We start from the raw sequence: 20,665 nt of genomic DNA, 5'->3' as shown, positions 1-20,665 counted from the left end.
AAATTGAAAAACAATTAATACTTTATTAGTCCCCATTTACTCGAATTTAGAGGAGAAATTACATTCAGCTTATCGACTAAATCTGAAATAGTAATAGTTGGACCACCAGAAAATATAGAAACTATTTCATCTGATTTAGCATCAAAAAAAACGCGCGTTAAAAAAGCATTAGGTCTTGATGCATTTAATTTTGATAAATTAATTAGCGCTATTTTAATCTTTTCTTTTGATGTTTTAAGATCTTTAGTCATCAAATCTAATCCAGAATGATAATCATACATGGTTTGTCTGACTTGCTTGAATGGAGGCGATAAAATATCGTTAATCAAAAAATATCGATTTTGATTTCCATCCGTTTGTGCCCAACCTTTAGACCCTCCTTGTTGTGCTACATTTGAAATATTTTGGGCAATTTCAAAATTTGGATTTCCAGATTCCAAAACAAAGGTATCCGAATCCATTCCTAAAATAACATAACTGTAAAAAGCAATTACTGAAACTAAATTAGAATCGAAAGTTGTAGGATTAAAAATTAAATTTTCGAACTCAGTATACCTAAAACTAAAGTCTTTATCATTAAAATTTAAAACAGGAGACGCATAGGAAGAATTAAAAATGGGTCTCGATGATTGAACCTGAATAGTAGCAGTAAATTGATCTGAACTATTTGATGAAACAGTAATGTACATCGAGCAATTAATCTTTTCGTTTTGCTTGAAAGTCTGTCCCGTCCAATCGGTTTTATTTACAAATTCACTTATTGATGTTTCCAAGGTTTTAAAAACCTGCTGATTTGCATTACTTAATTTTTGTGCATTTACTGTAACGGTACAGTTCAACTGTTGCGCATGGGAAAGCCCAAAAGTCAGTAGTAAAAAAAAAGTAATTATTTTATTCATTGTAGCTTTCTATTATTTCTTATAGGTCATCTATAAATCACTAACCATTATTGTCGCTTGCATTGCAATCTACTAGCTCATTTCATAAAAGTGCGAAATTACTTTATTTAATATATCATCAGCAACCGCTTCTTTCGATTTCAATTCCATGGCTTCGATAGCAAAAAATTTATCTATAAAGGTAATTTTGTTTGTTGCCTTTCCAAAACCGGCTCCTTTATCCTGCAATGAATTTAAGACTATCAAATCTAAGTTTTTTTTCTGAATTTTCAACTTCGCATTTTCAATTTCATTTTCTGTTTCCAAAGCAAAACCAATTAAAAACTGATTTTTTTTAAATTGACCTAAAGATGCTAAGATATCCTTTGTTTTTTCTAATTCAATACTAAATTCGTCAGCATTCTTTTTTATTTTCTGGGAAGCTACATTTTTAGGTTTGTAATCAGCTACAGCTGCAGCAGCAATTGCAACATCTACATCAGCATAATAAAGATGGCATGCGTCATACATTTCCTGAGCAGAAACTACAGGAATCACTTTTATTAATCGACTGGTTGCTTTACAATGTGTAGGCCCTGTAACTAATAATACGGAAGCACCCAGATTTGCAGCACTAGCAGCTATATCAAAACCCATTTTCCCCGAAGAATGATTTCCTATAAAACGTACAGGATCTATTGCTTCGTATGTGGGACCGGCAGTTATTAATATTTTTTTTCCTTTTAAAGGCAATCTGCTTTCTAAATCGGCTTCTATAAATGCAACAATATGTTCAGGCTCAGCCATCCTGCCTTCTCCTGAAAGTCCACTTGCTAATTCTCCACTTTCAGCTGGAATTATTGTATCTCCAAACTCAGTCAGCGAGAAAAAATTAGCAACGGTAGATGGATGCTTGTACATATCCAAATCCATTGCGGGGGCATAATAAACAGGACATTTTGCTGATAAATAAGCTGCAATCAAAAGATTATCACAAGTACCATTTGCCATCTTTGACAAGGTATTTGCAGTAGCAGGAGCAATAACCATCAAATCAGCCCAAAGTGCTAATTCAACATGATTATTCCATTTTTCATTCTCGTCGTCTTGATTATAAAAGCTAGAAAATACAGGATTTTTAGATAACGTAGATAACGTTAATGGAGTTATAAAATCCTTAGAAGCAGGTGTCATTATCACTTGGACATGTGCACCTGCTTTTATAAAAAGTCGTACTAATGAAGCTGTTTTATACGCTGCAATTCCACCAGAAATACCTAGCAAAATTTTCTTACCGTTTAAAACTGACATTACTACTATTACTTATTTGAATCTCTGTGGTAAATTTTACCATCTAACCATTCTTGAACCGCTAAAGCATGAGGCTTAGGCAATTTTTCATAAAATTTTGAAACCTCAATTTGTTCTTTATTTTCAAAAACTTCTTCAAGACTGTCATTATATGTAGCAAATTCTTCCAATTTCTCAGTCAATTCTTTTTTAATTTCAGAATTGATTTGGTTTGCTCTTTTAGCCATAATGGTTATCGCTTCATACACGTTACCAGTAGGTTCTTCAATAACATTCTTGTTGTATGTTATTGTATTTACTGGAGCATTCGTCTTTTTTAAATCCATGACTTTATTTATTTAGTAAATTTTTGTAAATCTTTATCAATCCTAGCTAACATTTCGTCAGCTTTCTTTTTGTATTTGGTATTAGCATCAAATTTAACCAAATTTGAATGCGCTACTTTTGCAACATTTAATCTTTCTTCCATTTTTGCAGGAACACTATTAATTGCGAGCTGATAGGCTGAGTCGTATTTATAAAACAAAGCATCTTCTTTAAATTTTGTTCCGGGATAATCGCCTATAAAATTATCAAAAGCAATTATTGCTGATTTAAAATCAGAAATAGTGTTATAACCTTTAGCATTTTCATATACTTTTTTCTCGATTTTATCACTTAGAACTTTTAGAGTTGCATTTGCTTCAGCTATATATTCTGAGTTTGGATAATTATCTATAAATGCTTGTAATTTATCAATTGCTTTTACTGTATCTGCTTGATCTAAGCTATAAACAGGAGATAGCATTGAATAACTTTTCGCACCTAAAAAGGCAGCTTCTTGTATCTTTTCACTTTTTGGATAACCGGAAACAAAACTTTCAAATTGATATCCCGCTAAATAATATTGTTTGGTTTTATAATATGATTGTGAAAACATATAAAACAATTTTTCTGCCTGAGGTTTCCCTCTATAAGCTGGAGCAATTTGTTCAAAAAGACGAATCGCTTTTGAATATTTACCAGCATCGTACAATTTAGTAGCTATATCAAATTTTACAGCAACATCTTCGGTTTTTAGTGCTTTTTGATATTCATTACAAGAACAAAAAAGAGTAACGAGAAGCAATAGAGATATTATTTTTTTCATTTTTTTACTTTTTTCACGATTTCTTTGTTGTGTTCAACGTACAAAAAATCATACCGAAGTTTCGGTGGCAAATTTAGTTATTAATTTAGCTACTACAAAATATATTTTTGCATAAAAAAAGACACTATTTTTTATGCTTGTTTATTCATTTTTTCAACAAATTGACCAATTCTGTTTGCCAATGATTCATCAACTTTTACTAATGGTAAACGCACTGTATTTTCAGCGATTCCCAGTGACAGAAACACTTGTTTAATTCCTGCAGGATTTCCTTGCTCAAAAATCATATCGATACAGTCCGACAAAAGGTATTGCGTTTTAAATGCTTCCTCTACTTTTCTATTCAAACCCAATCGAATCATTTCAGAAAATTCTTTTGGAAACCCCTGTCCAATTACGGATATAACACCTGATCCACCTGCTAAAATCATTGGCAAAGCAATCATATCATCGCCAGAAATCACAAGAAAATCTTTTGGTTTGTTTTTCAATATTTGCATTGCTTGCACAATATCTCCGGCAGCTTCTTTGATAGCAACCACATTTTCAAAATCATTTGCTAAACGCAAAACAGTTGATGGTAACATATTACTTCCTGTTCTTCCTGGTACATTATACAAGATTACTGGAATCGGAGAAGCATCTGCAACAGCTTTAAAGTGTTGGTAAATTCCTTCTTGAGTTGGTTTATTATAATATGGAGAAACCGAAAGAATTGCAACAAATGCAGACAAATCTCTAGTTTTAAGCTCTTCAACTACTTTCATTGTATTATTACCGCCAACACCCAATACCAATGGCAATCTTCCATTATTAGTTTCTATTACCGTCTTGATAACTAATTCTTTTTCGTCCTGAGACAAAGTTGCATTCTCAGCTGTTGTACCAAGTACGACTAGATATTCAATTCCATTATCGATGGAGAAATTTACAATTCTTTTTAATGCTTCGGTATCAATTGAAAAATCTTCGTTAAATGGCGTTATAAGGGCAACACCGGTTCCTATTAATGATTGCATATAGTATTATAATTTGTTTAATATTTTTAAATATCTAAATAATTCGTGAATGAAAACTTTATAATTTTCGGCATTCGTGTTAATCAACAAGTGATTTAGCCTTTTGTCTATTGATGAAAACCCAACTTTAAATTGTGCTTTTGAATTGTGCGTAACAACCATTAAAATTGCTTTTTCAACATCATAATAATTGATAAGCAAATCAAATTTTTCTTTTACAAAATCATTTACCTGTGAATCAGCAATCTCCCCTTTCCAATTGAGATATTTTGCTCCAAAAGTTGGATGAGTATACGCATCACTTTTTTTAAATTTGTCTTTGTAAACAAGAACTTTAATATTATCTTGTGAAATTCCGTTTGCAATTAAATCGTTAATCAAGGCCTCTTTTTCAGTAAAATAACTAGAATCTATAAGTAAACCAACGGTTTGTATCGACGTTGAAAGCGAACTGCTTTTAACATTATGCAAGCTGTTTTTTAATATTTTTTTTACAGAAAAATCCTTTATGTAATTTAAAAACATATTACTTTTACTTATTTACAAAATTAATTAATTAAGTTGCATTTGAAATGGTAAATCTAAAAAAGTATAACGATGTTTTAAAACTTTTTGTTATATCCTTAACATTTATTTTTATTATTTGCTGTAGTAAACAAAATTATTACGTTACAAAGATAGAAGGCAAAAGAATCCCGATTAGTGAAAAAGAAAATCAAGTTACTGATTTAAGCACAAATAACGAACAAGGGCAGCAAATTGAAAACTTTATTAAACCTTACCGCGAACATATTAATAAGGATTTAGACAGTGTTTTGGCATATTGCCCAATAACATTAGACAAAAGTTCTGGAAAATGGCAAACTACAATAGGTAATTTACTGGCTGATGTAACCTTGATGCGTGGTAATTTAGTTTTTAGTGCCCGAGAGAAAAAGAATATTGATATTTGTTTACTGAATCACGGCGGTATTCGTTCTATTCTACCAAAAGGAAATGTAACAGCAAGAACCGCTTTTGAAATTATGCCTTTTGAAAATAGCATGGTTGTTATTGGTCTAAAAGGAGAGCAAATATTTGAATTAGTAGATTATTTTATTGCTGAAAAAAAACCACATCCATTATCTGGAATTACATTTACAATTGATAAAAATACTGCAGCCAAAAATATCTTAGTTCAAGGGAAACCAATTGATAAAAACAAAATTTATTATGTGGGTACCAATGATTATTTATCTAATGGTGGCGATAATATGGATTTCTTTAAAAAAGGCATTGCAAAATATGTTTTGGATTATAAGTTACGAAATATTTTAATTGATTATTTCAAGGAAGTAGATACCATTCCTGTTGTAAACGATATTAGAATTAGTGTTGAATAAAGAAAGATTTAATTCAAAAAGAAATAATTTTACAAATACATAGCCTAGCCCTGATGGTCGAATTGCTCTTGCAATTACCTTTATATTTTTTCTTTAAAAACAGAAGATACAGCGGACGACAGGAAATGGCTCCCAAAAACAAGAAAATGAAAAGAAGAGATTTTATCGAAAAAACTGCTGCTGGTACTGCATTATTAACTTTAGGATTGCCTTTAGTCAGCTTTACAACTTTAGATACAAAACACTTGACGATTCTACATACGAATGATGTTCATAGTTATATTGATCCTTTTCCGGCGGATCATCCCAGAAACCCTAATATGGGTGGTGTTGCAAGAAGAGCGGCTCTTATAGAAACAATCAGAAAAGAAAATCCAAATGTATTATTGCTTGATGCCGGGGATATTTTTCAGGGAACTCCTTATTTTAATTATTATGGTGGAGAATTAGAATTCAAATTGATGAGTATGATGCAATATGATGCCTCAACAATAGGAAATCATGATTTTGACAATGGTGTAGAAGGTTTGCACGCACAAATGCCGCATGCGAAGTTTGAATTCTTATCAGCAAACTATGATTTTAAAAATACAGTAATGGATGGCTTTGTAAAACCATATAAAATATTTAATAAAAATGGAATTAAAGTTGGTGTTTTTGGTCTTGGAGTAGAACTTGATGGATTGGTTGACAAAGCAATGTACAAGGAGACTATTTACAACAACCCTGTTGAGGCAGCGCAAGATATGGTTCGGAATTTAAAAAAAGAGCAACAATGTGATTTAGTTATTTGTTTGTCACATTTAGGGTATAAATACAAGGAAGAGCCTAATAAAATTTGCGATTTAAAACTAGCAGAACTAACCCAAGATATTGACTTAATAATAGGTGGTCACACCCACACTTTTCTTGACAAGCCAACTGTTGTAAAAAACCTTGCAGGCAATGACGTTTTAGTGAATCAAGTGGGTTGTTATGGAATTAATTTAGGTCGAATTGATTTTTATTTAGACAATAGTAAAGAAAATACATCCATAGGAAGATCAATTGTTGTTTAATACGACACCAGAATTTGAATTCTCTACATCCATAAAAAATCTATAAAAAGCATAATACAATGTTATATTTAATAGCATTGCCAATGGTCTAAAAATAGCTGGAGCTAGATTAGAAAGATAGTATTTCTCAATAAAAACTATAAAATATTGTGTGACAGATAACAACCCGAAAATCAACAACCAAGTATTTTTCTTGACATCATTCATAACATAATGAGATAATGAAATACCTCCAAGAATCGAAATTAATATATTTTGTAGGATTAAAATATTATAACTTTTAGATGTTAATCCCTCTGAAATAGATAATAAATAAAAGAAAATAAACAAAAAAGGAACTGTCGCTATCAATAACGGAATGTAATCCTTCACTTTTGTCAATTTATTTATATAAAAAATCATCAGTATTCGATGTATCAAGAAAGCAATAAGTCCTAAAAACAACATTGTTTCTGTATTTGGAATAAAAAAAACATTTGTAATCAAGGAAAAGAATATGGTTGCAAAAAATAGCTTATTTCTTTGTTCAGAAGTACTCCAATATAAAGCCATCAACAGCACTGAAATTAATGGTTTTAATACAAAAAGCAAAGGTTTATATGCAAATGCTTCGGTAGTAACTTCTGCCATAGCAACTGCAAAATACAAACCTGTTATTATATTTTTAACGTTTTCTTTATTTTTCACAATCAGTATTTACAATTTTTAGCTTTTGGTTAACATTTGCATAAAATCATCTTCAGAAATTATAGGGATATTTAGCTTATTAGCTTTTTCCAGTTTTGCTGGTCCCATATTATCTCCCGCAACAACATAATCAGTTTTTGCTGAAATAGAACTTCCTACTTTCCCACCGTTATCTTCAATTGCTTTTTTTAAATCATCTCTGGAAAATTGCTCAAAAACACCCGATACTACAAAGGTTTTCCCCGAAAGTTTATCGGTTGCATTGGGGTTTATTTTTTCTACAATTTCAAATTGTACACCATGTTTTTTTAATCTTTCAATTATAACCCTGTTTTGCTGATTTTCGAAAAAGTCAATCACACTTTGCGCAATTCGTTCTCCAATTTCATCAACTAAAATCAAGTCCATCAAAGAGGCATGACACAAAGCATCAATGTTTTTATAATGTTTTGCTAATTTCTTAGCTACCGTTTCACCCACGAATCGAATACCAATAGCAAACAAAACACGTTCAAAAGGAATATTTTTTGAATTCTCTACCCCTTTCACTAAATTTTCAGCTGATTTTTGAGCCATTCGTTCCAAAGGAAGAATTTGATCAACCGTCAATTCATACAAATCGGCATAATTATGAACCAATCCATTATTAAAAAGTAACGCTACAGTTTCTCCTCCAAGGCCTTCAATATCCATAGCTTTTCGCGAAATATAATGCTGAATCCTTCCTATAATCTGCGGAGGACAACCGTAAAAATTTGGGCAATAATGATTGGCTTCTCCCTCACTTCGTACCAACTCAGTATTGCATTCCGGACAATGAGTGATATAGCTTGTTGGCTCAGTGTTTTCTGGACGTTTACTAAAATCAACAGCTATAATTTTAGGTATAATCTCCCCTCCTTTTTCTACAAAAACAGTATCTCCAACACGAATATCTAATTTTTCAATTTGATCAGCGTTATGTAAAGACGCACGTTTTACAATAGTACCTGCTAATTGTACCGGTTCTAAATTAGCCACGGGCGTTATTGCACCAGTTCTTCCCACCTGATACGAAATCGAGTTTAATTTTGTTGAAACTTGTTCTGATTTGAACTTATAAGCAATTGCCCAACGCGGTGACTTAGCTGTAAAACCCAACTCATCTTGGTAATGAAAAGAATTTACTTTTATAACAACGCCATCCGTTTCATAAGGTAAATCATGTCTATGTGTGTCCCAATAATCTATAAATTCGAAAACTTCTGCTAGATTATGAGCTAGTTTTGCTTCTTTAGGTACTTTAAACCCCCATTCCCTTGCTGTTTCTAATCCTTCATATTGAGATTTAAAAGGCAGATTATTTCCAATTAAAAAATACAACAAACAATCTAACGGTCTTTTAGCAACTTCGGCACTGTCTTGCAATTTCAAACTTCCCGAAGCCGTATTTCTGGGGTTTGAATACGGTAATTCACCAATTTCTATTAAATCTAGATTCATTTTTTCGAAACCGGCAAATGGCAAAATGATTTCACCACGAACATCAAATACAGAAGGAAAATTTCCTTTTAATTTTAACGGGATGGATTTTATAGTTTTAATATTATTAGTAACATCATCCCCTTGAAAACCATCACCACGGGTTACAGCCCGTTTTAATTTTCCGTTTTCATAAGTAATACTGATTGATGCTCCATCATATTTTAATTCACAGGTATATTCTAATGGAACTTCTCCGAGAACTTTTTGGATTCGCTTTTCCCAATCAACTAATTCTTCTTTAGAATAGGAATTATCAAGAGAATACATTCTGTGTTCGTGAGCTACAGTTTGAAAATTTTTTGTAATTGCCCCCCCAACTCGTTGTGTAGGAGAATTTTCATCAAAATATTCTGGATATTTATTTTCTAAATCTTGGAGTTGTTTTAATTTCAAATCAAATTCATAATCGGAAATTATAGGTTTATCCAACACATAATAATTATAATTGTGCTGATTTAATTCCTCTCTTAAAATTTGAATTGTATTTTGAATATCCATAGAAAATAAAAATTGGCTATTTTAGTTTTTTGAAAAAGTGTACTAAAATAACCAAATTAAAAGAAACTGCAATACAATTATGACTCTATAATTGTATTTATTTGCTTGTATAAAAGTCCATCACTTAAAAAAGAACCTTGTTGTATTAATCCAAAAACTGAGGTGTTACGCTCATCGGTAAACTCTTTTTTTCCCACTTTCATTTCAATCGTATCGGTAAACATATTATCACTAAGCCATTGCAATCCTTCTTTGGTCAGAAAATCAGTTTCAGGAACCAATGATTTCAAAACAATAGATTGAACATAGGTATCAAAACAATGAAAAAGAAAAATATGATTTTTAGAAAAATGCTCTAAATATTCCGCTTTAGTTAAAACCCCTTCCCAAACTAAATCAGAAAAAACATCCAATTCTTGTTCAGCTACTTCCGGTTTTTCCGTTTTAATCTTATCCCATTCCGCTTTATCAATTGCTTGAGTAGCTAAAAAATTAGTGAATTCAGGCATTAATTCTTCAAACTGTTCTTTTGTTAATCTTGAGTATTTCATTTATGCTAAATTTTGTTCAACATCTCATGTTTAAACAAGATGCTCTTTATATTATATTTAAATTAAAAAATCTGAAACAAGTTCAGATTAAACAAAAAAAAATCCCGACTTCCATCGGGATTTAATTAAATAAATTTAAAAATTATGCTTTTTCAGCAGCAATTTCATAAGGTAATTCAATAATTACATCTCTGTGTAATCTAACGTTAGCAGTATATTTTCCTGTACGTTTAACGATTCCACTAGTAATAAATTTTCTATCAATTACTTGACCACCTTTTGCTAACGCTTCAGCGATATCAATATTCGTGATTGAACCGAATAATTTTTCACCACCAGCTTTTGCGAAAATTTTAATTTCAATAGCTTTCAAAGTTTCAGCCAATGCTTTTGCATCATTTACTACTTTTTCTTCTTTGTGAGCTCTTTGTTTTAGATTTTCAGCTAATACTTTCTTTGCAGAAGAAGTAGCTAAATGTGCGTGACCTTGTGGAATTAAAAAGTTACGACCGTATCCGTTTTTCACATTTACTACGTCATCTTTAAATCCTAAATTTTGAACATCTTTTCTTAAAATAAGTTCCATGTTGTTGTCCTTTATTTGAGAAGTTAGGTTTCATATTTCAGAAAACCAACAACTGTTAATTTTTAATTATTTTAATAAATCCGCCACATATGGCATCAAAGCTAAGTGACGTGCTCTCTTAACTGCAACTGACACTTTTCTTTGGTATTTCAATGAAGTCCCTGTTAAACGGCGAGGAAGAATTTTCCCTTGTTCGTTTACAAATTTCAATAAGAAATCAGCATCTTTATAATCAATATATTTGATACCTGATTTTTTGAAACGACAATACTTTTTAGTTTTGTTAGTTTCTATGTTTAAAGGTGTAAGATATCTGATATCTCCGTCTTTTTTTCCTGAAGCCGATTGTTGTAATGTTGCCATGATAATTAAGCTTTTGTAGATTTTAATTTAGTTCTTCTTCTTTCAGCCCAAGATATAGCATGTTTATCTAAACTTACAGTCAAGAAACGCATTACTCTTTCGTCACGTCTAAATTCAGTTTCAAAAGCAATAAGAACTTCTCCTGCTACTTTGAATTCGAATAAATGGTAAAAACCACTTTTTTTGTTTTGAATTTCGTAAGCCATTTTTTTAAGACCCCAGTCTTCTTTCGATACCATCTCTGCTCCTCTACTAGTAAGAAAATCTTCAAATTTGCTTACTGTTTCCTTTACCTGAACTTCAGATAAAACGGGATTTAAAATGAAAACAGTTTCATAATGATTCATAAATATGTATTTATTTGTTAATTTGGGTGCAAAAGTAATTAATTATTTTAAATAAACAATCAAAATTTTACTTTATTCGTTGTATGGTAAAAAAAATCGACAAAGATTAGTTTTTTAAATAAAATTATGTTAAATTTACTCATCCAAATCTTAAAATTCAAAATTATGAAACTTAATTGTGTTGTAGTTGATGATAGTTCCATTCAAAGAATGATTATCGCAAAGTTAGTAAATAATCACCCAAATCTGCATTTAATTGGTGATTTTTCTAATGCAATTGAAGCTAGAAGTTGTATGTCCGTGCATAATGTGGATTTAATATTTCTTGATATTGAGATGCCTGTAATTAGCGGATTTGATTTTTTAGATGGTTTAAAAATAAAACCACAAATCATATTCATTACTTCAAAAGCTGAGTATGCTATGAAAGCATTTGATTATGATGCTACCGACTATCTGCAAAAACCTATTGCTATAGATCGTTTCAATGCATCAGTTAGAAGAGCAATCGATTTATATTCTCTTAAAAAAGAAAATAAAGAAGAAGAAGGCGAACATATTTTTATTAAGAGTAATCTTAAAAAATTAAAAATCTTCACTTCCAAAATTAAATGGATCGAAGCTTTTGGCGACTATGTTAGAGTTGTGACCGAGGAAGACAGCAATCTGGTACTTTCTACAATGAAATCTTTTGAAAATGATTTGTCTAAAGAAAAATTCATCAGAGTACATAAGTCCTATATTATAAACATAGACAAAGTAGAGCGTTTCAACAGTAAGTTTGCCGAAATTGGAGTTACTAAAATACCGTTGAGCAGAAACAAAAAAGAAGATTTAGTTAAAGCCCTATCATTTGCATAAAACTACTTTTAATAAAAATCAACGTTTAGCGTAACTTTTATAGCTCTATATTGAGCAACCGACTCAAAACTATTCAATATCTTTTGAATAGTTTTTTTTGTACTTACCACAGACGTATTTTGAGGAATTTTAATTATAATCGTTCGGATATATTCATTCCTAATTCTATTAATTGTTGGCTCTTCGGGTCCTAATACTGGCATTACCAGATTTTGACTCAGTACTTGATACAACCACATGGCGCCTTCTTTCAATTTGTCAAAATCGCGCTGTTTTAATGTCAGTTTTATGATTCTAAAATAAGGAGGATACTTATAGATCTGTCTGTCATACAATTGCTCTTTATACATTCCCAGATAATCATTGTTCGTTACTTGCTGTATCGTATTATGATTGGGATTATACGTTTGAATAATCACTTTTCCTTGCTTCTCAGAACGCCCTGCCCTTCCTGCAACTTGAGTCATCATTTGAAAACTTCTTTCGAAAGCCCTAAAATCAGGATGGTACAACATATTATCGGCATTCATGATTCCTACTAAACTTACATTGTCAAAATCTAATCCTTTGGCCAGCATTTGCGTTCCAACTAAAATATCAATTTCCCTATTCTTGAAACTATCTATAATTTTCTCAAAACCAAATTTCCCCCTTGTGGTGTCCTGATCCATTCTTCCCGTTTTAGAATTTGGAAAAATAGAAATCAGTTCTTGCTCAATTTGTTCGGTTCCAAAGCCTTTTGTAGTCAAATCAACACTCGAACACGAAGGGCAATGCGTGGGTTTTGCCATTGTATACCCACAATAATGACAACGCAACTGGTTTTTATGTTTGTGATAGGTCAAACTCACATCACATTGTTGACATTGAGGAACATTGCCACAAGTGATACATTCTATTATAGGAGAATAACCTCTTCTGTTTTGAAACAAAATCACTTGTTCCCCTAATGATAACGCTATATTTATTTCTTCAATTAGAACATCACTGAAATGTCCAGTCATTTTTTTTCGAAAGTATTTATCTTTTAAATCCACCAATTCAATGTTTGGCATCATTACATTTCCAAATCGTTTTGAAATTTCGACTAAACCATATTTTTCTGATTTTGCATTAAAATAGGTTTCTAAACTTGGCGTCGCCGAACCTAATAAAACTTTTGCTTTATGAGAATGAGCCAAAACTACTGCAGCATCACGCGCATGATATCGTGGCGCAGGATCTACTTGTTTAAAAGTTTGTTCATGTTCCTCGTCAACAATTATAAATCCTAAATTATGAAAGGGTAAAAACAAAGCGGATCTCGCTCCTATCACAACTTGTGCTTTGTCTGAATTTGACAAAACCTGATTCCAAACCTCGATACGTTCATTATTGTTATATTTCGAATGAAAAACAGCTACTTTATTTCCAAAATAAGTTCTTAATCTTCCAACTAATTGAGTTGTCAAAGCAATTTCGGGCAATAAATACAATACCTGATTTCCCGTTTCCAGATATTCTTCAATAAGCTTAATATAAATTTCAGTTTTTCCACTGGAAGTTACACCATGTAGCAAACAGACATCTTTTTGAATAAAACTATCTTTAATTTCTTCAAAAGCAGTTTGCTGCGCTTGGCTTAATTGCAGTTGATCTTCTCTTATTTTTCCATTGAAATGCACTCGATCTTCCTGAAGAAAATAATCCTCAAATATTTCTTTTTCAATTAGAGCTTTTATAATTGCCGAAGAAGAATTAGCAGTTTCAACCAGTTTCTTAACGGTTATTGGCTTCTTTTCGGTAGCACTCAATTGAAAATAACTCAGTACTATTTCTTTTTGTTTATTGGCACTTTTCAAAGTTTCCAACAATTCACCTAAACCGGCATTCGAATCGTATTTAGAATGCAAACGCACGTAACGAACTAACTTAGGTTTATAACTTTCTGAAATTTCTTCCTGAAGCACTACAATATTTTTGTCAATCAATTTTTGAATAACAGGAAAGATATTTTTTTTGTTTAAAATTGATATAATATCTTGCACTTTAAGTGAACTTTGCTGCTGCAAGGCTTGATAAATTAGATATTCATCATCCGAAAGCAAACTTTCATCCACAAACAAATCCTGCTTTTGAGAAATTATCGTTTCGCTTTCAAGCAAAAGTGCACTTGGCATGGCACCACGGTATACATCACCGATAGCGCACATATAATAAGAAGCAATCCATTGCCAATGTGCAATTTGAATTTCAGTAACTATCGGTTTTTCATCGAGAATTTGGTGAATTTCTTTTGCTTCGTATAAAGTGGGTTTATTTTGATGAATTTCAATAACAAGGGCCGTGTAAATTTTACTTTTACCAAAAGGTACAGCCACACGCATCCCTTTTTTTACATAATGAAATTCGGCCTCAGAAACGTTATAGGTAAAGGTTTTGGCTAGAGAAAGGGGTAAAATTACTTCGACGAAATGCATTTTTAAATTTTAAATATTTACTTTTTTTTAACATATAACAAATTCATTAATATGAATTAACTTTTTACTCTATACCAGTATTGCGTTCGTCCAAACAAAGAAATCCCAATAAAACCACGAACTTTAAGTTTATCTTTTGAAACTAATGTAATGTAACATTTGTAAAGTTGCCCGTTTTTAGGATCTAGAATTTTACCTCTTGTATATTCGTTTCCATCTTTAGTCAATCCTTTTATTACTATCATTCCTAGAATAGGTTTATTTTTATCCTCACCTGAACAATTACTACAGACTTTTTTTCTATGTTCTTCTTCGAGAATTTCAATTACTTTACCATAAATTTTTCCTGATTTTTCATAGATTTCGACTATCGATTTAGCTTTCCCAGTTTCATCATCAATGGTTTTCCATTTGCCAATAACAGTTCCGTTTTGACCATAGGAAAGGCTAACAAAAAACAGAGCTATAATAACTAAACTACTTTTTTTCATGATTCTTGATTTTTTTGCTTTCACAAATTGGAGAACTCAAATAAATTGATTGTAAAATTAAACATTAAAAAGGAAAAGACTGTAATGAATAGTAGGAAATAGCTCTGTGACTGCATTGGATTAAATCCTTAAATTTATTATTTTAAAATTGTCCCGTATGTAATTCCGAAAACGTTTGAAACTTAAAATTTTGCTCCTTTACGTCTTTGTCACCCGAAATAAAATCAATAAATTAGCCACTTGAAATTCAATACAAAATAACAATGAAAAATACTGCGCTTACGCACATACACGAGAGTTTGGGAGCAAAAATGCTTCCGTTTGCCGGATACAATATGCCTATTTTATATGAAGGGGTAAATGCTGAACATGAAACGGTTCGAAATGCAGTGGGTGTTTTTGATGTTTCTCACATGGGCGAATTCTTGCTTACAGGACCAAATGCGTTGGCTTTAATACAAAAAGTAACTTCGAATGATGCTACAACTTTAACAATAGGAAGAGCACAATATTCTTGTTTACCAAACAATGATGGCGGAATTGTAGATGATTTAATCATTTACAAAATGAAAGACGAGCAGTATTTATTAGTCGTAAATGCTTCGAATATTGACAAAGATTGGGATTGGATTTCGGCTCACAATGACTTAGGAGTTGAAATGAAAAATTTATCAGATGATTATTCCTTATTAGCAATTCAAGGTCCTAAAGCTGTTGAAGCGATGCAATCATTAACTTCAAAGGACTTATTAGCTATTCCATATTACCATTTTGAAGTGGGTGATTTTGCAGGAATTGACAACGTAATTATTTCAGCTACGGGGTATACTGGTTCAGGCGGTTTTGAAATTTATTGCAAAAACTCCGAAGTAGAACAAATTTGGAATAAAGTTTTTGAAGCGGGTGCAGCTTTTGGAATTAAACCAATAGGTCTTGCCGCTCGTGATACATTACGATTAGAAATGGGATTTTGTTTGTACGGAAATGACATTAACGACACCACTTCTCCACTTGAAGCTGGCTTAGGATGGATCACAAAGTTCACTAAAGAATTCACTAATTCAGAAAATCTAAAAAGACAAAAAGAAACTGGAGTATCTAAAAAATTAGTGGCTTTTGAAATGCAGGAACGTGCCGTACCAAGACACGATTACGAAATTGTAGATGGATCAGGAAATAAAATAGGAATTGTAACTTCGGGTACCATGTCGCCATCCATGAATAAAGGAATTGGACTAGGTTACGTAACCGTTGAAAACAGTGCTTTAGACAGCAATATATTCATTAGAATCCGTAAAAATGAAGTTCTTGCCAAAGTGATAAAACTACCTTTTTATAAGAAATAACAATTGAAAAAAGTAGCCCTATTTTTATTCTTGCTTTATTCAAAAGGGCTTATTGCTCAATCTGAAACGAATACCTGCAAAACTTTATCCAAAATTAATGCATTGGTCAAAGAGTTTCATTACAAACCTAAACCGATAAATGACAGTTTATCGGTTTACGTTTTTAACAATTTTATAAAAGCGTTAGACAGCAAAAACGATTTATTTTTAGAAGACGAAATTAACAGCCTAAAAAAATTCAAATACAAATTAGACGACAATATCATCCATTCTAATTGCAGTTTTTTAAACGAATTTTATATTGCTTATCAAAAAGCCGTTAATCGCCATACTACAATTATAGAAACTCTAAAGAAAGAAAGTTTCCCACTGAGTAGCCCTGAAATAATTAGATCTTACAAAACCCCTACTCCATATTTAAAAACAGAAGCAGATTTAAAAAAACTTAATAAAAAACGAATGCTATTCGATGTGCTTACTGAAATAGCACAAAGCAGCTCTAATAAAGATTCACTTATCGCTGTATTTCCAAGCATTTCAGGAAATATAAAACAAAAAATATTTGACGATTATACCTGCGAAGCAACCAAATACAACCTTACATCCCAAGAATTTCATAACATCTTTTTTACTGTTTATTGTTCTTATTTTGATCCTCATACCGAATTCTTTTCAACCAATCAAAAATCAGATTTTTTATCATCTGTAAGTTCAGACAACTATACCTTGGGGCTTATCGTTTCAATAAAAGAAAAAAATGATATCTCCATAGATGAAATATTACCTGGTGGTCCGGCTTATTTTTCAGAAAAAATTGAAGTAGGAGATCAAATCATTAAAATAAAATCGAAGCAAGAAGAATACTTAGTAAATTGTTATAATTTTGAAAAAATAGAAAAAATTTTAAGCTCTAATGAGTACAAAAATGTTTCCGTGACACTTAAGAAAAAAAGCGGGGAAATTTACACCACAAACCTCTCTAAACAAGTGATGAGAGATTATCAAAATAGTGTTTATAGTTATGTACTGGAACGCGATAATCAAAAAACGGGCTATATCAAAATTCCTAGCTTTTACTCAACTTTAGAAAACGGAAAAACAAATGTTAGTGATGATGTATCCAAAGAAATAGCCAAACTAAAAGAAGACAAAATCACCGGGCTAATAATTGATTTAGAAAACAACGGAGGTGGTTCTATGGAAGAAGCCGTTATGCTATGCGGTTTATTTATAAATACTCCTTATTTAGCGCAAGTTGTCACCAAAACAAATCAAAAAGAAATCATTGGTAATCAAAAACCAAAAAACAGCTATAGCGGCCCAATTATTATCCTAATAAATGGCTTTTCTGCTTCCGCAAGCGAATTTTTTGCTAACGTTATGCAGGATTATAATTTAGCCTTAATTGTAGGAACGAAATCATTAGGAAAAGCAACAATGCAAGAAATAGTTCCATTAAAAGATGAAAAAGATCAATTTCTAAAAGTAACCATTGGAGAATTTTATAGAGTAACCGGAAAAACCAATCAATACAACGGTATTACTCCTGATATTATAATCCCGGGGTTATTTGACGATCAAATGCCTAAAGAAAGTGCTTATCCAACTGCTTTAAAAAATGATAAAATTGAAAGCATCATCGACACCAATAGATTCCCGATGAATGAAAAACAAAAACAAGCTATTTTAGAATATACCCAAAAATCAAAAACGAATACAGAATTTCAAAAAAACATCCGTCTAAAAACTACTTTTAATCAGTTTTTCAAAGCAGCTGTAATCATACCATTGCAATTTAATGTCATTTTTAATAAATCAATTGCATTTTCAAAACATTGGAAAGAAATAGAAGCATTTGTCAAAACTGAGTACCCTTTTATTGTAAATAACACTAGTAATGATGCTAACAAAATACTAACAAACGATTACCTAAAATCTATAAATAGTACCCAAATTAAAAATTTAAAAAACAACTTTCGTGTTTTTGAATCTGTAAAAATCATGGCAAACTTAAAATAGTAAAATACTAATTTTTTAAAATTTATCACAAAAAAAACGACAGAAACTATTTTAAAACAATTGAATAATTCTATTTTTGCACTTAAATAAAATAAACTCATAAAGTAATGGGAAGAGCGTTCGAATTCAGAAAAGGGAGAAAAATGAAACGTTGGTCAGCAATGGCCAAAGCATTTACCAGAATTGGTAAAGATATTGTAATGGCAGTAAAAGAAGGTGGACCAAATCCCGATGCCAACTCAAGATTAAGAGCGGTTATTCAAAATTCCAAGGCAGTTAATATGCCAAAAGAAAATGTAGAACGTGCTATAAAAAAAGCAACTGATAAAGATACCGCTAACTATAAAGAAGTTTTATTTGAAGGATATGCACCTCATGGAATTGCAATCTTAGTTGAAACAGCTACAGATAACAATAACAGAACTGTTGCTAATGTTAGAAGTTATTTCAACAAATGTAACGGTGCAATGGGAACACAAGGTTCAGTTGAATTTATGTTTGACCATACCTGCAACTTTAGAATTCCTGCAAATGGAATTGATCCTGAAGAATTAGAACTAGAATTAATCGATTTTGGTGCTGAAGAAGTTTTCGAAGATGAAGACGGTATTTTGATTTACGCTCCTTTTGGAAGCTTCGGAACAATCCAAAAAGAATTAGAAAACAGAGGATTGGAAATTCTTTCTTCTGGGTTTGAAAGAATTCCTCAAATCACAAAAAAACTTTCTGAAGCAGAAGTTGCTGATGTTGAAAAACTGATTGAAAAACTAGAAGAAGATGATGACGTTATGAACGTATATCACACTATGGAGGAAGAGTAGACTTCTTAGATTTTTAGACTTCTTAGAAAAGAGAAAAGAATATAACTAAAAGGATAATAGAATAAAGACTTCAAAGTACTGCTTTGGAGTCTTTATTTAGACATTATGTTTATTAAAGCAAAAAACAGAATGACTCTGTTAAAATGAAAAACTCCATTCAAACAAGTCTGAATGGAGTTTTTTTTATGTCTAAAAATCTAAAAAGTCTAACAATCTAGAAGTCTAAAAGACCTATTTTATAAATTCAATTTTTTGAGCTTCTTCTTCGTTAATACTATCAAAAAAGCCTTGTTCATTCATCCAGTCATCGCTAAATACTTTACTCATGTAACGAGAACCATGATCTGGAAATATGGCAATTACATTACTGTTTTTATCAAATTCACCTTCGTCAGCATATTGTTTTATTGCTTGCAAAACTGCTCCGGATGTATATCCAACAAATAAACCTTCCTTTCTGGTAATTTCTCTAGCAGAATGTGCGCTTTCCTCATCAGTTACTTTCATGAACTTATCAATAAGATCAAAGTCAGTTGCAGATGGAATTAAGTTTTTACCTAAGCCTTCAATTCTATACGGATAAATCTCATCGTTATCAAATTCTCTTGTCTCATGGTATTTTTTCAATACCGAACCAAAAGCATCAACTCCAAGAATTCTAATGTTAGGATTTTGTTCTTTTAGGTATTTTGCAGTTCCTGAAATAGTTCCTCCTGTTCCGCTACAAGCTATAAGGTGCGTAATTTTACCATTTGTTTGTTTCCAAATTTCAGGGCCAGTGGATTTATAATGTGCATCAATATTCAATTGATTGAAATATTGATTGATATATACTGAACCTTTCGTTTCTTCATGCAAACGTTTAGCTACATTATAATATGAACGCTCATCATCAGCAGAGACATGCGCGGGACAAACATAAACTTTTGCTCCCAAACTACGTAACATATCTATTTTATCTTTAGAAGATTTAGAACTTACGGCAAGAATACAGTTATAGCCTTTTATGATACTCACCATGGCTAAACTAAAACCAGTATTCCCGGATGTAGTTTCGATGATCGTGTCACCTGGAGATAAAATCCCTCTTTTTTCAGCTTCTTCGATTATATATAATGCTATTCTATCTTTAGAAGAATGTCCAGGATTAAAAGCTTCTACTTTTGCGTAAAAATTACCCTCTAATTCTTCGGTGACTTTATTTAGCTTAATAAGTGGAGTGTTACCTATTAATTCTAAAACATTATTATAAGCGTTTATTTCTTCTTTCATAAAAAAATAGTTAGTCGAGGAGAATTTTTAATTTAACCTCGAACGTTGCAAATTTAACAAAAA

21 protein-coding genes are annotated in these 20,665 nt (G+C 31.5%); 6 read left to right on the top strand and 15 right to left on the bottom strand.

Annotation, left to right across the window (positions count from 1 at the left end; translation table 11 throughout):
- Window positions 1-14 precede the first annotated feature (14 nt).
- The 6 genes from T410_RS11090 to T410_RS11065 all read right to left on the bottom strand — a co-directional run bounded on the left by T410_RS11090 (window position 15) and on the right by T410_RS11065 (window position 4,862).
- Window positions 15-899, bottom strand: a complete 885-nt coding sequence (locus tag T410_RS11090) for a DUF4835 family protein (protein ID WP_035671647.1) — start codon at window positions 897-899, stop codon at window positions 15-17.
- Window positions 900-971: 72 nt separating this feature from the next.
- Complete coding sequence (coaBC, locus tag T410_RS11085; protein WP_035671645.1) at window positions 972-2,189, bottom strand: bifunctional phosphopantothenoylcysteine decarboxylase/phosphopantothenate--cysteine ligase CoaBC; 1,218 nt, start codon at window positions 2,187-2,189, stop codon at window positions 972-974.
- 8 nt (window positions 2,190-2,197) lie between these two features.
- The gene (locus T410_RS11080; protein ID WP_035671643.1) at window positions 2,198-2,515 is read right to left on the bottom strand and encodes a DNA-directed RNA polymerase subunit omega; all 318 of its coding nucleotides are present in this window, start codon (window positions 2,513-2,515) and stop codon (window positions 2,198-2,200) included.
- Window positions 2,516-2,523: 8 nt separating this feature from the next.
- Window positions 2,524-3,318 (bottom strand): outer membrane protein assembly factor BamD, encoded by a 795-nt coding sequence (locus T410_RS11075; protein WP_035671640.1) that lies wholly within the window; start codon window positions 3,316-3,318, stop codon window positions 2,524-2,526.
- Between the two features lie 131 nt (window positions 3,319-3,449).
- Window positions 3,450-4,337 carry a 4-hydroxy-tetrahydrodipicolinate synthase gene (dapA, locus tag T410_RS11070; protein ID WP_035671639.1) on the bottom strand — a complete coding sequence of 296 codons (888 nt, stop codon included), beginning with the start codon at window positions 4,335-4,337 and terminating at the stop codon, window positions 3,450-3,452.
- 6 nt (window positions 4,338-4,343) lie between these two features.
- A complete protein-coding gene (locus T410_RS11065) occupies window positions 4,344-4,862 on the bottom strand; it encodes a hypothetical protein (protein WP_035671637.1) in 519 nt (172 codons plus the stop codon).
- 47 nt (window positions 4,863-4,909) lie between these two features.
- Between T410_RS11065 and T410_RS11060 the strand changes: the two genes are divergently transcribed.
- Together T410_RS11060 and T410_RS11055 are read left to right on the top strand one after the other, a co-directional pair.
- Window positions 4,910-5,719, top strand: a complete 810-nt coding sequence (locus T410_RS11060; RefSeq protein WP_035671634.1) for a 5'-nucleotidase C-terminal domain-containing protein — start codon at window positions 4,910-4,912, stop codon at window positions 5,717-5,719.
- Window positions 5,720-5,865: 146 nt separating this feature from the next.
- Window positions 5,866-6,777, top strand: coding sequence for a bifunctional UDP-sugar hydrolase/5'-nucleotidase (locus tag T410_RS11055; RefSeq protein WP_035674416.1), 912 nt, complete (start codon window positions 5,866-5,868; stop codon window positions 6,775-6,777).
- On the opposite strand, the gene T410_RS11050 is transcribed toward T410_RS11055, so the two are convergent.
- The 6 genes from T410_RS11050 to rpsF form a co-directional block, all read right to left on the bottom strand.
- A complete protein-coding gene (locus T410_RS11050) occupies window positions 6,763-7,464 on the bottom strand; it encodes a hypothetical protein (RefSeq protein ID WP_035671632.1) in 702 nt (233 codons plus the stop codon). The two genes, T410_RS11055 and T410_RS11050, sit on opposite strands and share 15 nt — an antisense overlap.
- Window positions 7,465-7,482: 18 nt before the next feature.
- Window positions 7,483-9,486 (bottom strand): NAD-dependent DNA ligase LigA, encoded by a 2,004-nt coding sequence (gene ligA, locus T410_RS11045; protein WP_035671630.1) that lies wholly within the window; start codon window positions 9,484-9,486, stop codon window positions 7,483-7,485.
- A gap of 77 nt (window positions 9,487-9,563) precedes the next feature.
- The gene (locus tag T410_RS11040; RefSeq protein WP_035671627.1) at window positions 9,564-10,037 is read right to left on the bottom strand and encodes a DUF6495 family protein; all 474 of its coding nucleotides are present in this window, start codon (window positions 10,035-10,037) and stop codon (window positions 9,564-9,566) included.
- A 142-nt stretch (window positions 10,038-10,179) separates the two neighbouring features.
- Window positions 10,180-10,623 (bottom strand): 50S ribosomal protein L9, encoded by a 444-nt coding sequence (gene rplI / locus T410_RS11035; RefSeq protein ID WP_035671625.1) that lies wholly within the window; start codon window positions 10,621-10,623, stop codon window positions 10,180-10,182.
- A gap of 66 nt (window positions 10,624-10,689) precedes the next feature.
- A complete protein-coding gene (gene rpsR / locus T410_RS11030) occupies window positions 10,690-10,986 on the bottom strand; it encodes a 30S ribosomal protein S18 (RefSeq protein ID WP_007138295.1) in 297 nt (98 codons plus the stop codon).
- A 5-nt stretch (window positions 10,987-10,991) separates the two neighbouring features.
- A complete protein-coding gene (gene rpsF / locus T410_RS11025) occupies window positions 10,992-11,333 on the bottom strand; it encodes a 30S ribosomal protein S6 (RefSeq protein WP_035671622.1) in 342 nt (113 codons plus the stop codon).
- A gap of 165 nt (window positions 11,334-11,498) precedes the next feature.
- Here rpsF and T410_RS11020 point away from each other — a divergent pair, with 165 nt between their 5' ends.
- Window positions 11,499-12,194: a LytTR family DNA-binding domain-containing protein gene (locus T410_RS11020; RefSeq protein ID WP_035674413.1), complete on the top strand. Its 696-nt coding sequence runs from the start codon at window positions 11,499-11,501 to the stop codon at window positions 12,192-12,194.
- Between the two features lie 8 nt (window positions 12,195-12,202).
- On the opposite strand, the gene priA is transcribed toward T410_RS11020, so the two are convergent.
- Together priA and T410_RS11010 are read right to left on the bottom strand one after the other, a co-directional pair.
- Window positions 12,203-14,653: a primosomal protein N' gene (priA, locus tag T410_RS11015; protein WP_035671620.1), complete on the bottom strand. Its 2,451-nt coding sequence runs from the start codon at window positions 14,651-14,653 to the stop codon at window positions 12,203-12,205.
- Between the two features lie 56 nt (window positions 14,654-14,709).
- Window positions 14,710-15,144 carry a DUF2147 domain-containing protein gene (locus T410_RS11010; RefSeq protein ID WP_035671617.1) on the bottom strand — a complete coding sequence of 145 codons (435 nt, stop codon included), beginning with the start codon at window positions 15,142-15,144 and terminating at the stop codon, window positions 14,710-14,712.
- Between the two features lie 263 nt (window positions 15,145-15,407).
- On the opposite strand from T410_RS11010, the gene gcvT reads away from it, so the two are divergent.
- The 3 genes from gcvT to T410_RS10995 all read left to right on the top strand — a co-directional run bounded on the left by gcvT (window position 15,408) and on the right by T410_RS10995 (window position 19,330).
- Entirely contained in the window at window positions 15,408-16,490 is a 1,083-nt protein-coding gene (gcvT, locus tag T410_RS11005; protein WP_035671614.1) for a glycine cleavage system aminomethyltransferase GcvT, read from the top strand.
- 3 nt (window positions 16,491-16,493) lie between these two features.
- Window positions 16,494-18,509 carry a S41 family peptidase gene (locus T410_RS11000; protein ID WP_035671613.1) on the top strand — a complete coding sequence of 672 codons (2,016 nt, stop codon included), beginning with the start codon at window positions 16,494-16,496 and terminating at the stop codon, window positions 18,507-18,509.
- Between the two features lie 107 nt (window positions 18,510-18,616).
- Window positions 18,617-19,330, top strand: a complete 714-nt coding sequence (locus T410_RS10995) for a YebC/PmpR family DNA-binding transcriptional regulator (RefSeq protein WP_035671611.1) — start codon at window positions 18,617-18,619, stop codon at window positions 19,328-19,330.
- A 231-nt stretch (window positions 19,331-19,561) separates the two neighbouring features.
- On the opposite strand, the gene T410_RS10990 is transcribed toward T410_RS10995, so the two are convergent.
- Complete coding sequence (locus T410_RS10990) at window positions 19,562-20,602, bottom strand: PLP-dependent cysteine synthase family protein (RefSeq protein ID WP_035671610.1); 1,041 nt, start codon at window positions 20,600-20,602, stop codon at window positions 19,562-19,564.
- Window positions 20,603-20,665: the final 63 nt, after the last annotated feature.

This window comes from Flavobacterium sp. 83, assembly GCF_000744835.1.
GTDB lineage: Bacteria > Bacteroidota > Bacteroidia > Flavobacteriales > Flavobacteriaceae > Flavobacterium.
This window is presented reverse-complemented; position numbering and strand designations above follow the sequence as displayed.

Excerpts from the sequence above, each read along its gene's own strand:
- T410_RS11090 (WP_035671647.1), bottom strand. The coding sequence starts at position 899 with ATGAATAAAATAATTACTTTTTTTTTACTACTGACTTTTGGGCTTTCC.
- coaBC (WP_035671645.1), bottom strand. The coding sequence starts at position 2,189 with ATGTCAGTTTTAAACGGTAAGAAAATTTTGCTAGGTATTTCTGGTGGA.
- T410_RS11080 (WP_035671643.1), bottom strand. The coding sequence starts at position 2,515 with ATGGATTTAAAAAAGACGAATGCTCCAGTAAATACAATAACATACAAC.
- T410_RS11075 (WP_035671640.1), bottom strand. The coding sequence starts at position 3,318 with ATGAAAAAAATAATATCTCTATTGCTTCTCGTTACTCTTTTTTGTTCT.
- dapA (WP_035671639.1), bottom strand. The coding sequence starts at position 4,337 with ATGCAATCATTAATAGGAACCGGTGTTGCCCTTATAACGCCATTTAAC.
- T410_RS11065 (WP_035671637.1), bottom strand. The coding sequence starts at position 4,862 with ATGTTTTTAAATTACATAAAGGATTTTTCTGTAAAAAAAATATTAAAA.
- T410_RS11060 (WP_035671634.1), top strand. The coding sequence starts at position 4,910 with ATGGTAAATCTAAAAAAGTATAACGATGTTTTAAAACTTTTTGTTATA.
- T410_RS11055 (WP_035674416.1), top strand. The coding sequence starts at position 5,866 with ATGAAAAGAAGAGATTTTATCGAAAAAACTGCTGCTGGTACTGCATTA.
- ligA (WP_035671630.1), bottom strand. The coding sequence starts at position 9,486 with ATGGATATTCAAAATACAATTCAAATTTTAAGAGAGGAATTAAATCAG.
- T410_RS11040 (WP_035671627.1), bottom strand. The coding sequence starts at position 10,037 with ATGAAATACTCAAGATTAACAAAAGAACAGTTTGAAGAATTAATGCCT.
- rplI (WP_035671625.1), bottom strand. The coding sequence starts at position 10,623 with ATGGAACTTATTTTAAGAAAAGATGTTCAAAATTTAGGATTTAAAGAT.
- rpsR (WP_007138295.1), bottom strand. The coding sequence starts at position 10,986 with ATGGCAACATTACAACAATCGGCTTCAGGAAAAAAAGACGGAGATATC.
- rpsF (WP_035671622.1), bottom strand. The coding sequence starts at position 11,333 with ATGAATCATTATGAAACTGTTTTCATTTTAAATCCCGTTTTATCTGAA.
- T410_RS11020 (WP_035674413.1), top strand. The coding sequence starts at position 11,499 with ATGAAACTTAATTGTGTTGTAGTTGATGATAGTTCCATTCAAAGAATG.
- priA (WP_035671620.1), bottom strand. The coding sequence starts at position 14,653 with ATGCATTTCGTCGAAGTAATTTTACCCCTTTCTCTAGCCAAAACCTTT.
- T410_RS11010 (WP_035671617.1), bottom strand. The coding sequence starts at position 15,144 with ATGAAAAAAAGTAGTTTAGTTATTATAGCTCTGTTTTTTGTTAGCCTT.
- gcvT (WP_035671614.1), top strand. The coding sequence starts at position 15,408 with ATGAAAAATACTGCGCTTACGCACATACACGAGAGTTTGGGAGCAAAA.
- T410_RS10995 (WP_035671611.1), top strand. The coding sequence starts at position 18,617 with ATGGGAAGAGCGTTCGAATTCAGAAAAGGGAGAAAAATGAAACGTTGG.
- T410_RS10990 (WP_035671610.1), bottom strand. The coding sequence starts at position 20,602 with ATGAAAGAAGAAATAAACGCTTATAATAATGTTTTAGAATTAATAGGT.